Origin of the sequence: Paraburkholderia edwinii, from assembly GCF_019428685.1 — a bacterium.
In the GTDB taxonomy this organism is placed as follows: domain Bacteria; phylum Pseudomonadota; class Gammaproteobacteria; order Burkholderiales; family Burkholderiaceae; genus Paraburkholderia; species Paraburkholderia edwinii.
In genome coordinates this window covers 2,108,928-2,121,574 of record NZ_CP080095.1, presented here as the reverse complement: position 1 = coordinate 2,121,574, position 12,647 = coordinate 2,108,928, and the positions used below count along the sequence as shown (strand labels likewise).

General features: G+C 61.9%; 10 protein-coding genes and 1 pseudogene. 3 read left to right on the top strand and 8 right to left on the bottom strand.

The features are described from left to right. Nucleotides 1–6: 6 nt before the first annotated feature. Nucleotides 7–234 (bottom strand): hypothetical protein, encoded by a 228-nt coding sequence (locus tag KZJ38_RS09445; RefSeq protein ID WP_219799797.1) that lies wholly within the window; start codon nt 232–234, stop codon nt 7–9. Between the two features lie 386 nt (nt 235–620). Between KZJ38_RS09445 and KZJ38_RS09440 the strand changes: the two genes are divergently transcribed. After that, nucleotides 621–818 (top strand): hypothetical protein, encoded by a 198-nt coding sequence (locus KZJ38_RS09440; protein ID WP_219799796.1) that lies wholly within the window; start codon nt 621–623, stop codon nt 816–818. Nucleotides 819–969: 151 nt separating this feature from the next. Here the strand turns inward: KZJ38_RS09440 and KZJ38_RS09435 are convergent, their stop codons facing one another. After that, nucleotides 970–1,692, bottom strand: a complete 723-nt coding sequence (locus tag KZJ38_RS09435; protein WP_219799795.1) for a DUF2968 domain-containing protein — start codon at nt 1,690–1,692, stop codon at nt 970–972. A gap of 49 nt (nt 1,693–1,741) precedes the next feature. After that, a pseudogene (locus KZJ38_RS36460) lies at nt 1,742–2,177 on the bottom strand (sigma 54-interacting transcriptional regulator); the annotation flags it as partial. A 721-nt stretch (nt 2,178–2,898) separates the two neighbouring features. Here KZJ38_RS36460 and KZJ38_RS09425 point away from each other — a divergent pair. Continuing rightward, nucleotides 2,899–3,384 (top strand): DUF2147 domain-containing protein, encoded by a 486-nt coding sequence (locus KZJ38_RS09425; protein WP_219799793.1) that lies wholly within the window; start codon nt 2,899–2,901, stop codon nt 3,382–3,384. Nucleotides 3,385–3,521: 137 nt separating this feature from the next. On the opposite strand, the gene KZJ38_RS09420 is transcribed toward KZJ38_RS09425, so the two are convergent. The 5 genes from KZJ38_RS09420 to KZJ38_RS09400 form a co-directional block, all read right to left on the bottom strand. Further along, on the bottom strand, nt 3,522–3,992 hold the full coding sequence (locus tag KZJ38_RS09420; RefSeq protein WP_219799792.1) for a transposase: 471 nt from the start codon (nt 3,990–3,992) through the stop codon (nt 3,522–3,524). A gap of 147 nt (nt 3,993–4,139) precedes the next feature. Next, a complete protein-coding gene (gene zapE, locus KZJ38_RS09415) occupies nt 4,140–5,237 on the bottom strand; it encodes a cell division protein ZapE (protein WP_219799791.1) in 1,098 nt (365 codons plus the stop codon). Between the two features lie 136 nt (nt 5,238–5,373). Beyond that, nucleotides 5,374–6,804 carry a dihydrolipoyl dehydrogenase gene (gene lpdA / locus KZJ38_RS09410; protein WP_219799790.1) on the bottom strand — a complete coding sequence of 477 codons (1,431 nt, stop codon included), beginning with the start codon at nt 6,802–6,804 and terminating at the stop codon, nt 5,374–5,376. 138 nt (nt 6,805–6,942) lie between these two features. Then, the gene (gene odhB / locus KZJ38_RS09405) at nt 6,943–8,214 is read right to left on the bottom strand and encodes a 2-oxoglutarate dehydrogenase complex dihydrolipoyllysine-residue succinyltransferase (RefSeq protein WP_219799789.1); all 1,272 of its coding nucleotides are present in this window, start codon (nt 8,212–8,214) and stop codon (nt 6,943–6,945) included. A gap of 197 nt (nt 8,215–8,411) precedes the next feature. Then, nucleotides 8,412–11,270, bottom strand: a complete 2,859-nt coding sequence (locus KZJ38_RS09400) for a 2-oxoglutarate dehydrogenase E1 component (protein WP_219799788.1) — start codon at nt 11,268–11,270, stop codon at nt 8,412–8,414. Between the two features lie 483 nt (nt 11,271–11,753). On the opposite strand from KZJ38_RS09400, the gene KZJ38_RS09395 reads away from it, so the two are divergent. Continuing rightward, the gene (locus KZJ38_RS09395; RefSeq protein ID WP_219799787.1) at nt 11,754–12,590 is read left to right on the top strand and encodes a hypothetical protein; all 837 of its coding nucleotides are present in this window, start codon (nt 11,754–11,756) and stop codon (nt 12,588–12,590) included. Nucleotides 12,591–12,647 lie beyond the last annotated feature (57 nt).

Here is a 12,647-nt window from a genome sequence, read left to right as displayed (position 1 = left end):
ACGCGCCTAGCCGATCGGTCCGGCGAGGCGCTTGAGCATCCGCTCGATCCTCATGCCCTGCTGGTGCGTGAGCTGATAACTTCCCTGCACGGCCAATACGCGGCGGCGCCAGTACTCGGCGTCGAATATGTCGAGCATCGGCTGCCGCGTCGCCCACTCCAGATGCTCGAGTTCAGCGTCCACCACATGCGACGCATTCCAGCGCGGCGTTCGATCGAACCCGTCCGTCTCCATGATGACCCCCACCTCGTCGTTGTGCCGGCGGACGGCTCGATACGTCTCTGGCCAGACGGCTCGCAAAACGCGGCCGTTGTCGCGCGGTGGAAGTAGAACGAAATCTGCGTGAAAAAAATTCCATCGACCGCCGCGCGGGCCGCGTGGCGCGCGTTCGAATTGATGTTCATGCGACGCTTAGTGAAATGTGGCGGTAGCTGAATCGCGACTGGGATTGGGACTGTAACTGGGCTGCGATGGGGCTGCCGACAGGGACGGTAATTGGAACGCCGATAGGCACCGCGACCGAGCAAGATTAAGTTTGGACCTATGCCGATCGGTCGAGTGTTGTCGAAAGTGGCTTTGCGCTATTCTGGTTGTTCGACAACGTCCGAGCGGAGAGCGATATGTCTACGTCGAAGTCCAAATCACAACCGGCCGAGCTCAGCGTCGAGCAACGCCTCGACGAGGCGCTCGCGGAAACCTTTCCGGCCAGCGATCCAATCGCAGTCGATCCCGACGAACCGAAGCGTACGCCGGCAAAGCAGAAGGCGGGAGCGTCAAAGCAGTCGGCGCATCAGAACACGCGGCCGAAGCACCACTGAACCGAAATTGGAAGCGGCGTGCGCCTGAAGCGGTGTACTCCGCCAAAGGCTATCCGCCGTCCGTGACAGGTCGAGCCCGGCACGACGGCCGGGCACATCTGTGCAACGCGCCGTAGCGCGGCGCACTTCACGCGCGCTCAGGCGCGCGACTTCAACGAATCGGCAGACCGCTGTCCAGCTGACGCTGCAGGTCGCGCACCTGGCGCTGCGTATCGCGCAGTTGGGCTTGCGCCTGCGTCTTCTGCTGCTGCAGCGCGCTCGCTTCGGCGCGGTTCTGTGCCTGCTGGCTGTTCACGATGGTCTGCTGCTGGCGCGCAATCGACAGGTCGGCCTGCAACCGGTTAGCCCGGTCCTGCGACAGTTCGATCAGGTGATCGGTGAACGCCTTCTGCGCTTCGAGCTTTGTGCGGCGGATCTCGATGTCGGACAGTTGAGCGGTCTGGCGCACGAAGTCGCGGTAGATCATCTCGGCACGCTGATCGTCGCTGGTCTTGATCACACGCCAGAAGTTTTTCTTCTGGAACAGCGCGACGTAGTACGTCATCTCCTTGCCGTAAAACAGCAGGCTCGCACCGTAGCTGCCGTTGTACGTCGTGCGCATTTCAGTCAGATCGGGGCCGTGGATCATCTGTTGCAGTTCCGCCACATTGCCTGCAGCGGACTGCTTTGCCTCGTCCGGCGTGAGCGCAATCGTTTGACCGGACGGGACGGACGAAGCCGCCAGCGTGTCCGGCTGCGCCGCCGCTGTGATTTCGACTGCCGCCCCGCTCGCGGCACTGTCGGTCACCGCTTCCTGCGCAAAGGCGGCCTGCATTCCCCCGGTCGCGATCAATACCGACAGTACGATCTGCCGGACTTTCGACTTCTGGTCCATGTAATTCCTGCTTTAGACAGTTTTTTGTTTTAACCCAATCGTCTCATTATTACTCAGTTTCACGCGTTTCGGGTTCCTCGTCGAAAATTTGATACTTCCTCATGTTCTCCCATCGCACCTTGCGGCTGATGACGAGGTACTGGGCCCTATCCAGGCGTCGCCATCCGCTCGAGTTCAGCGCGGCCAGCACGCGGGTTTGCTCGCATGTATCCCACTTGCTGCGATCGATCACGGCTTCGACCGCACCCTCGGCCGGCGACTACTGAGCGTTGCGCGCAAGCATCAGCAGACGCTGCAGCTGCACCGCAGCCCAGGCGTAGAGCTGACGCTTCGTCACGCCGATCCACTCGGCCAGGTTGGGAAGTTCGCGGACGTTACCGGGGCCCAGTGTCCGCAATCGTGTCGGCACAGCCAGTGCGGCAAGTCGGGCAGTCGCAGTCGCACGCGCCGCTCGGGCCGATCGTCGACGCGATGAACGCCTTGAAAGGTTACCGGGAAACAGTCGCATCACCGAAGTCTCGACAACGCTCGAACTCAGTGTCGAGCGTAGGCCGTTCGACGTCAGCACCGGCATCGCTTTCAGTGACCACGTACGCAGGGTCGGCAGATAGTCGAGGAAAACTGACCGGCGTCGCGCGGCGAGCAGTCGAGCGTATCGACTCTGCAAATGAGGCGCGACAACACGCGACAACATTTTTGCGTGATCGTACGTGTCGCGGTGCAGAACGACAGCGACGGCAACACGACGACGGCCGATGCTTCGCACTACCAGGGCAATCCAACTAGTCATCGCGGATTGTCCGCCGATCGATTGTCCATTGTTCGGAAACACGCATCTGACGTCGTCCATCGCCCGGCCCGAGAATCAACGCAGCCTTCTCATACCGGTTGAACTGGACGACGCCGGCGCCGGACAAGCCCACCGATTAGAAGACTTCCTATCAGACAGCGCGCGTTCCGTGACGTATTCTGCGACTGCCATCGAACCGGCCCGCAGCGAAGCCGGTTCGCACGGCAGACTGCACGCGCAGCGGCAAGCGCGCAAACGAAAGGCCGAAAGAAGCCGCCCGCGAATGTGATTCACAATGCGTCCAGCCGGGATGACAGAGAAGCTGAACCAGCGGTAACTGAGCGGCAACCGAGCGGCAACTGAGCGCTGACTGAGCACGTCTCGCCTTCGCGACGATACGGACAAGGAGCACAACAATGACGCAATTTCCTGAACGCGCACACTTCGTCGCGCGGCGTGCGCTACGCAATGCGACTCTGGCCGGCGCGCTGCTCGCGGGCGCCGCTGCCGCATTCGCGCAAAGCAGCAGCCCCGTCGGCATGTGGCAGACGATCGACGATCATACGCATCAACCCAAAGCGATCGTGCAGATCACGCAGGACGAGAACGGCACGCTAAGCGGCAAGGTGATCAAGGGGCTCAACCCGAACGAGCCGCCCGGCCGCCGCTGCACCGCGTGCACCGACGCGCGCAAGGACCAGCCGATCATCGGCATGACGATCATCAACGATATGAAGAAGGACGGCGACGGCTGGGACGGCGGTCAGATCCTCGACCCCGATAACGGCAAGATCTATCGATGCAAGATGCACACCGAAGACGGCGGGCAGAAGCTCGTCGTGCGCGGCTATATCGGTATCTCGCTGCTCGGCCGGTCGCAGACGTGGATTCGCGAGGAATAAGCGATCGACGCGTACGATGGCGTCGCGCATAAAAAAGCGGCCGGCGGGGTAGACCCCACCGGCCGGCTGTTTCTTCAAGGGAAATGCGCTTTGCGTGGTTCACCTGGTTTAACTAATCGCCCTGCGAAGCGCATCGGTTAGGCCGCGTGCTTGAGTGCGCCGGCGTATTCATACGCCGGCGTGGCGACCGGTGCGCCAGGCGCGGCTTGCGCGTACTCGACCGTTGCCGCGGCCGTGGCCACTGCTGTCCCGGCATAACCGGCAACGGACAGTTCGTCTGCCTGACCCGCAACATGGATGCGCATGCGCGCTTCGATCGAGTTGCACAGGTCCACGCCCGCCGCGCCAAACAGTTGCTCAAGCAGGCGCTTGAGTACGCCCGACTGATGCCATGCCTTGAAACGGCGATGGCAGGTCTGATACGACGGGTATTTGCGCGGCATGGCGGACCACGTTGCGCCGCTGTACATCACCCACAGTACGCCGTTGAGCACGGCCCGGGTGTTGGCGAGAGGCCGGCCGCGCAGCTCGGAGCGCGGCCGCAATTCGGGAAGCAGCGGCGCGACGCGCAGCCACTCTTCATCGGTTAGATCACGGTATGGGGTCAAGGTATCCTCCTTCGTCGATACCCGACGACGATATCGACTGCCCCACACACCGAATATCAGAACAATCCGAATCTTGAAATTGCGACGCTTCCCTACGCCATTCGGCGCAGCGCGTCATGCATTATCTCGTTCGGTTGAATACCAGCCCTACGTAAGCGATGTATCGACGATGCGCCGCGGCGTATCGAGGTATTCCTTCGATTGCATCTCGACGATGCGCGACACGGTGCGCGTGAACTCGTTGGCCATCGGCCCTTCCACGTACAGCTGTTCGGGCGGCACGGCCGCCGACATCAGCAGCTTCACCTTGTGGTCGTAGAACACGTCGATGAGCCATGTGAAGCGACGCGCTTCGGACTGCATGCGCGGCGTCATCTGCGGCACCTCGGAGAGGATCACCGCGTGGAAACGCGACGCGAGTTCCAGGTAGTCGTTCTGCGAGCGCGGACCGCCGCACAGTGTTGCGAAGTCGAACCAGACAACGCCGTCCGCGCGCCGCAACGCCTTCAGCTCGCGCTTTTCGATATGCAGCAGCGGACTTTCGTCGGGCACCGCAGCGAGCCGCGCGTAGGCATCGCGCAGCGACTTGTCGGCGGCCGCGCCGAGCGGCGTGTGATAGACCTCGACCTGCGACAGCGTGCGCTGCCGGTAGTCGACACCCGCGTCGACGTTGATCACATCGAGCTTGCTCTTGATCAGCTCGATCGCGGGCAGCAGGCGATCGCGATGCAGGCCGTCCGGATAGAGCGTGTCGGGGTCGTAGTTGGACGTCATCACGAACTGCACGCCGTTCAAAAACAGCCGGTCGAGCAGGCGGTACAGGATCATCGCATCGGCGATGTCCGACACGTGAAACTCGTCGAAGCAGATGAGCCGGTAGCGCTTGGCGATCCGGCGCGCGAGTTCGTCGAGCGGATCGGCCTGCCCTTTCAGCTCTTCGAGTTCGCGATGCACCTCGCGCATGAATTCGTGGAAGTGCAGACGCGTCTTGCGCGTCAGCGGCACAACCCTATAGAAGCTGTCCATCAGGAAGCTCTTGCCGCGGCCCACGCCGCCCCACATGTAGACGCCGCGCGGCAGATCCGGATGCATGATCAGCTTCATAAACGCATTCGGCCGGCGCGCCTTATACGCCACCCACTCTTCATAGCATCGCTGCAGACGATCAACCGCCGCGCGTTGCGCCGGATCGGACTGGTAACCCCGGGTCTGCAGTTCGTTTTCGTAGTATTCGGTGACGTTCATCTTATGCGGCTGGTTCGGCTTGCGCGGCTGGTGCGGGGCGGGTGCGGCTGCACAGCAGATAAGACGAAGGCGGGAGGGTGTAAACCCTGCCCGCCTTCATCGTGATACCCAATGCGAGGAATCGGGCTGTTCGGACTTACATGTTCAGTGCGCGCTTGTCGACGGCGAGCGCCGCTTCACGCATCACTTCGGACAGCGACGGGTGCGGATGGCAGATTCGGCCGATATCTTCCGACGCAGCCTTGAACTCCATCGCGACCACGGCTTCCGCGATCAGGTCCGATGCATTCGCCGAAATGATGTGCACACCGAGCAGTTCGTCGGTCTTCGCATCGGCGATCATCTTGACGAAACCATCGGCCTTGTTGATGCCGAGCGCGCGGCCGTTCGCCATAAACGGGAACTGGCCCGACTTGATCTCGCGGCCTTCGGCCTTCAGCTGCTGCTCGGTCTTGCCGACCCATGCGATTTCCGGCTCGGTGTAGATCACCCACGGAATGCAGTTGTAGTCGATATGCGGCTTCTGGCCGTCGATGATTTCGGCCACCAGCACGCCTTCGTCTTCGGCCTTGTGCGCGAGCATCGGACCACGCACGACATCGCCGATCGCGTAGACGTTCGGCACGCTCGTCGCGCAGTGGTCGTCGACGTCGATAAAGCCGCGCTCGTTCGCCTTCAGGCCGATCGCTTCGAGGCCGAGGTTATCCGTGTTCGGCACGCGGCCGATCGACACGATCAGGCGGTCGGCGTCGAGCGTCTGCGCGTTGCCGTCCTTGTCCGTGTAGGCGATCGACACGCTGTTGGCGGTGGTCTTCACTTCACCGACCTTCACGCCGACGTGGATGTCGAGGCCCTGCTTCTTGAACTGCTTGGCGGCTTCCTTCGCGAGTGCCTGGTCGGCCGCGCCGAGAAACTCGGGCAGCGCTTCAAGCACGGTCACGTCGGAGCCGAGACGCCGCCACACCGAGCCGAGTTCCAGGCCGATCACGCCCGCGCCGATCACGGCGAGCTTCTTCGGCACCTCGGTAAAGGACAGCGCGCCTTCGTTGTCGGCAACGATCTTATTGTCGACCGGCACGTTCGGCAGATGGCGCGCCTTCGAGCCCGTTGCGATGATCACGTTCTTCGCCGTCACCACTTCCGTCTCGCCTTCGCCCGACACTTCGATCTGCACGCCGGCGCCGCTCTTGCCCGTGAACTTGCCATGACCCTTGAGCCACGTAATCTTGTTCTTGCGGAACAGGAACTCGATGCCCTTCGTCATCTTCTCGACGATGCCTTCCTTGCGCGACAGCATCTTCGCGATATCGACCTTCACGTTTTCCACGCTGATGCCGTGGTCCGCGAGATGGTGCGACGCGTTCTCGAACTCTTCCGACGAAGCGAGCAGCGCCTTCGACGGAATGCAGCCGACGTTCAGGCACGTGCCGCCGAGCTTCAGCGCGCCGGCCGGGTTCTTCCATTTTTCGATACAGGCGACGCTCTTGCCGAGTTGCGCGGCGCGAATCGCGGCGATATAGCCGCCGGGACCTGCACCGATCACGACGACGTCAAATTCTTTGGACATGACAATCCTTTGGATGGGAAGGCATCGCGCGGCCACGCTTCGCGGCGCGCGACGCTCCGGTACTGACTGCGTACTGTGAACTACGTGCGCATTGCCTCGTGAACGCCAAGGCAATGCGCCAAGCGGGCGTGCGGCGGATTACAGGTCGAGCAGCAGGCGCGCCGGATCTTCGAGCGCATCCTTCATCGCGACGAGCGACAGCACCGCTTCGCGGCCGTCGATGATCCGGTGGTCGTACGACAGCGCGAGGTAGTTGATCGGACGGATCACGATCTGGCCGTTCTCGACAACCGGACGCTCCTTCGTGGCGTGCACGCCGAGAATGGCCGACTGCGGCGGGTTGATGATCGGCGTCGACAGCATCGAGCCGAACACGCCGCCGTTCGAGATCGAGAACGTGCCGCCCGTCATTTCTTCGATCGACAGCTTGCCGTCCTTGGCCTTCTGGCCGAATTCGGCGATCTTCTTCTCGATGTCGGCGAGGCTCATCTGATCGGCGTTGCGCAGGATCGGCACGACGAGGCCGCGCGGCGAGCCGACGGCGATACCGATGTCGAAGTAGCCGTGATAGACGATGTCGTTACCGTCGATCGACGCGTTCACGAGCGGGTACTTCTTCAGCGCATGCACGGCCGCCTTCACGAAGAACGACATGAAGCCGAGCTTCACGCCGTGTTCCTTCTCGAAGCGGTCCTTGTACTTGTTGCGCAGATCCATGACCGGCGCCATGTTCACTTCGTTGAACGTCGTGAGGATCGCGTTGGTTTGCTGCGACTCGAGCAGACGCTCGGCGATACGCGCGCGCAGACGCGACATCGGCACGCGCTGCTCCGGACGGTCCTGCAGCCACTGGTCGGCACCCGGCGCCTTGACATCGGGCAGCGACGGACGCGCAGCCTTCGGTGCGGCAGCCGGGGCCGGTGCGGCCTTGGGCGCTGCAGCGCCGGCGCCGAGCACGTCCTGCTTCGTGATGCGGCCATCGCGGCCCGTGCCGGCGACGTCGCCAGCCGACAGGTTCTTCTCGGCCATCAGCTTCGTGGCAGCCGGCGACGACGCGGCGTTCGCGTTCGCGGCAGCAGCGGCTTGTGCGGGTGCTTGCGCAGCCGGAGCGGCTTCGGCTTGCGGGGCCGGCTTCACTTCGGCTTCCACTGCGGCGGCGCCTGCCTTGCCTTCCGTGTCGATTTTCGCGATCACTTCGTCGGCGGTGACGATGTCGCCGTCGTGCTTGATGACCTGCGCGAGCACGCCAGCGGACGGCGCCGGCACTTCGAGCACGACCTTGTCGGTCTCGATTTCGATCAGGATCTCGTCCTGCGTCACTGCTTCGCCCGGCTTCTTCTTCCACTGCAGCATCGTGGCTTCGGACACCGACTCAGAAAGCTGGGGAACCTTGACTTCAACAATAGACATGTGATTTTCCTGGGACTCTATATGAGCGTATTTGGCTGACTGCGTGGGTCACCGCGTCGATTCGCGCGCGCGTAACCCTGTGTTCTGAGGCTCTGTTCTGGAATCTTCGTTCTGTCGCAAACGGAAGCGAACTGGGTGCGCACTGCGAGAATGCGCCACGGGAAAGCGCGCTTGCGCTTTCCCGGTTCGCGTTGCCGTTATTTAACGATCGCTGCGCCCTTCAGACGGCCGAAAGCGCCTTCGACGAGCGCCTTCTGCTGCTCGTAGTGCTTCGCGTAGTAGCCGACGGCCGGCGATGCCGATGCCGGACGGCCGCTGTACGCGAGCTTCTGGCCTTCCTTCATGCCTTCCTTCAGGTGGTGCTCGATGTAGAACCACGGGCCCTGATTCTGCGGCTCGTCCTGCACCCAGACCACTTCGGTCGCGTTGTCGTACTTCTTCATTTCCGTTTCGAACTGCTTGTGCGCGAACGGATAAAGTTGCTCGACACGGATAATCGCGACATCGTTCGACTTCGCTTCGCGGCGATGCGCGACGAGGTCGAAGTACACGCGGCCCGAACAGGCGAGCACGCGCTTGACCTTCTTCGGATCGATCGAATCGTCGACTTCACCGATGACCGGCTGGAACGAGCCCTTCGCGAGTTCCGACAGATCCGACACGGCTTCCTTGTGACGCAGCAGCGACTTCGGCGTGAAGACGATCAGCGGCTTGCGGAACAGGCGGATCATCTGACGGCGCATCAGATGGAAGATCTGCGCCGGCGTGGTCGGTTGAACCACTTGCATGTTGTGGTCCGCGCACAGTTGCAGGAAGCGCTCGATACGCGACGACGAATGCTCCGGACCCTGGCCTTCATAGCCGTGCGGCAGCAGCATCGTCAGGCCCGACACGCGGCCCCACTTCACTTCGCCCGACGAGATGAACTGGTCGATCACGACCTGCGCACCGTTGACGAAGTCGCCGAACTGGCCTTCCCATGCGACGAACGTGTTCGGCTCAGCCGTGGAGTAGCCGTACTCGAAGCCGAGCACTGCTTCTTCGGACAGCACGGAGTCGATCACATTGAACTTCGCCTGACCGTCCGCGACGTTTTGCAGCGGCACGTACGTGCCGTCGTTCCAGCGCTCGCGGTTCTGGTCGTGCAGCACCGCGTGGCGGTGCGTGAACGTGCCGCGGCCCGAGTCCTGGCCCGTCAGACGCACGGCGTAGCCCGATGCGACCAGCGACGCGAATGCGAGGTGCTCGCCCATGCCCCAGTCGAGCGGCGCTTCACCGCGGCCCATCGCACGACGATCGTTGATCACGCGCTCGACGAGCGGGTGCACCTTGAAGTTTTCCGGAATCGTCGTGATGCGCTCGGCGAGGCGCTTCAGTTCCGCGAGCGGCACGGCCGTATCGGCGGCGTCGGTCCACTTGCGGTTCAGGAACGGCACCCAGTCGACCGCGTACTTGCTCTTGTAGTTCGAGAGCACCGGGTCGATCGTGTGATGGCCTTCGTCCATCGCCTTGCGGTAGGCCTTGACGAACTCGTCGCCTTGCTCGGCCGTGATCACGCCCTGCTGCACGAGCTTTTCCGCGTACAGCGCGCGGGTGCCCGGGTGCTTGGCGATCGTCTTGTACATCAGCGGCTGCGTGACGGCCGGCGTGTCCTGCTCGTTGTGGCCGAGCTTGCGGAAGCAGATGATGTCGACCACGACATCCTTATGGAACTGCATCCGGTAGTCGATCGCGATCTGCGTGGCGAGCACGACGGCTTCGGGATCGTCGCCGTTCACGTGCAGCACCGGCGCTTCGATCATCTTGACCACGTCCGTGCAGTACAGCGTGGAGCGCGAGTCACGCGGGTCCGACGTCGTAAAGCCGATCTGGTTGTTGATGACGATATGCAGCGTGCCGTGCGTGCCGTAACCGCGCGTTTGCGCGAGGTTCAGCGTTTCCATCACGACGCCCTGGCCCGCGAAGGCCGCGTCGCCGTGGATCTGCACCGGCAGCACCTGCAGGCCCATGTCGTCGCCGCGGCGGTCCATACGGGCCTTCGCCGAACCTTCGACAACCGGGTTCACGATTTCGAGGTGCGACGGGTTGAACGCGAGCGACAGGTGAACCGGACCGCCTTCGGTCGCGACGTCCGACGAGAAGCCCTTGTGGTACTTCACGTCGCCGGCCGGCAGATCGTCGACGTGCTTGCCTTCGAATTCCGCGAAGAGATCGGCCGGCATCTTGCCGAGCGTGTTCACGAGCACGTTCAGACGGCCGCGGTGCGCCATGCCGATCACGATTTCCTGCACGCCCTTTGCGCCACCGTGACGCACGACTTCATCCATCGAAGCGATGAAGCTCTCGCCGCCTTCGAGCGAGAAACGCTTCTGGCCGACGTACTTGGTGTGCAGGAAGCGCTCGAGGCCTTCGGCCGCGGTCAGGCGGTTCAGGATGTGCTTCTTCTTGTCGTTCGAGAAGTTCGGCGTCGAGCGGATCGATTCGAGCCGCTCCTTCCACCAGCGCTTCTGCTCAGGATCGCTGATGTACATGTACTCGGCGCCGATCGTGCCGCAGTACGTGTCACGCAGATTCTTCACGATATCGCGCAGCGATGCCTGCTCGAAGCCGAAGTACAGCGCGTTCGCGTTGAACACCTGGTCCATGTCGGCTTCGGTGAAGTCGTAGAACGCGGGTTCGAGTTCGGGGATCGAGGGACGCTCGCGGCGCTTCAGCGGATCGAGATTGGCCCATTGCGAGCCAAGGAAGCGGTATGCGTCAATGAGGGACTGGACAAAAACCTGCTTGCGGGCGGTGGACTCTTCTGCTCCGCCTGCGACGCGCGGTACAAAAGCATTCGCTTTCGCGCGCTGGGCAAACGATTCGACGATCGGGCCGTGGGCCACGTCGTTGGCACTGGTGCCATCCGATGCAGGGGTGTTCTGCAATGCGTCGAAATAGCTGCGCCAGTTCTCGGGCACTGACGCCGGATTGTCGAGATACGCCTCGTACAGCTCTTCTACGTACGGAGCGTTGCCGCCGAACAGATACGAGTTCAGCTGGAATTGCTTCATCATGTTTACGCTCACCTTTCTTCGAGTTTCTCGAGAAATAGCGGGTTGTTGAACCTTCCGCGACACGGCCTGACCGTTTAGCGGATTGCGCGAATCAAGTCTTGCTTGGAAGGACCTAAAACTTGCATCCGCGGACTATAGCACACAACCCATAGCGCAGATAGCTGCCGGGCAGCCGCAAAGGCTTGCCGCAGCAGGGTTTTAGATTTCGCAAGAGTTTTTTCCAAGCCGCGGCGAAGGCCTGGACGAGCCGCGGGAAAACGAACGGTGCCATGCCCCGCTTTTCCCGTGCCAATCAGATCCTTCCGACACGTTCTCGACGTCCTACAGGGTTGTCACCTATGCGTCATGCACGCTGGCAAAGTTGACGCGTACGTCAAGTACGACGCTCAAGCACTGCAGTCGTTCACGGTAGCGAACTTCAGTTGCTAGCGCGGTCGGGCTTTTCGTGCGTTTTTCTATTAATTAATCAACGGAGTTTCATGCATGAACGTGAATCGAAGCAACGTCGGTGTTCACAGCGCGGCACAACAACAATCGAATACGCCGGTTGTTTGGCAGGCACCGCCGACGTCCACGTATGGGATGCAACCGATCACACAAGGTGGCCAGGCACCGCGGTCGACCTCGTCTCAACAACCGGGTACGCAGGGCGCCCAGGCACCGGTGCCCTACTCGCTTCAACAACCGGGCACGCAGGGCGCCCTGGCACCGGCATCGCTCGCACCTCAAAAATCGAACGATAACACCCGTCTTCCAGACCCGACCTACAAGCCAGCCTACTGGGGCACCACGGTCGATCATAAAGAAACGGTATTCCGTGGTGGCGGAGGAAAGACCGAAAGGTATGTCGATAACCACGGCAACAGCGTGAACTTCACATACGACGGAAAAGGCAAGCTCGCAACCGAAAGGGACATTCAGAGCGGAGCCATAGGCGCTAGTGGCTATCAGACCACTTACGACTTCGACGCCAACGGCAAGCGCTCGGAAAAGCTCGCGCTTCACCTGTACTCGACTGGTGATGTCGGTCTTGAAAAGGGTGACAACCGTCTTGCGGACCCGACCAACAAGCCAGACTACTGGGGCACCACGCTCGAGCACGAAGAAACGGCAGACCCTACCACCGGCAAGCGGGACACCGAATCGTACGTTGATGACCGCGGCGACACCGTGAAGATCAAATTCAACAAAGACGGCAAGCCTGAAACAGAAACCGACTATCACAACGAATCCGTAGGCGCTAGCAGCTCTCAGACGCGTTTCACCTTCGACAGTAACGGCAACCGCTCGCAACCGACCCCGGGGCCGGTCAAGTATTAGTCCCGCTGAGCCATTCGGCAAAGCACAACGCGCCCCGCGTTTGCAACAGGGCGTCTC

Bases quoted from the DNA above. Each gene is read 5' to 3' on its own strand.
- KZJ38_RS09395 (WP_219799787.1), top strand. From the start codon at position 11,754: ATGAACGTGAATCGAAGCAACGTCGGTGTTCACAGCGCGGCACAACAA.
- odhB (WP_219799789.1), bottom strand. From the start codon at position 8,214: ATGTCTATTGTTGAAGTCAAGGTTCCCCAGCTTTCTGAGTCGGTGTCC.
- lpdA (WP_219799790.1), bottom strand. From the start codon at position 6,804: ATGTCCAAAGAATTTGACGTCGTCGTGATCGGTGCAGGTCCCGGCGGC.
- KZJ38_RS09440 (WP_219799796.1), top strand. From the start codon at position 621: ATGTCTACGTCGAAGTCCAAATCACAACCGGCCGAGCTCAGCGTCGAG.
- KZJ38_RS09400 (WP_219799788.1), bottom strand. From the start codon at position 11,270: ATGATGAAGCAATTCCAGCTGAACTCGTATCTGTTCGGCGGCAACGCT.
- KZJ38_RS09425 (WP_219799793.1), top strand. From the start codon at position 2,899: ATGACGCAATTTCCTGAACGCGCACACTTCGTCGCGCGGCGTGCGCTA.
- KZJ38_RS09445 (WP_219799797.1), bottom strand. From the start codon at position 234: ATGGAGACGGACGGGTTCGATCGAACGCCGCGCTGGAATGCGTCGCAT.
- zapE (WP_219799791.1), bottom strand. From the start codon at position 5,237: ATGAACGTCACCGAATACTACGAAAACGAACTGCAGACCCGGGGTTAC.
- KZJ38_RS09435 (WP_219799795.1), bottom strand. From the start codon at position 1,692: ATGGACCAGAAGTCGAAAGTCCGGCAGATCGTACTGTCGGTATTGATC.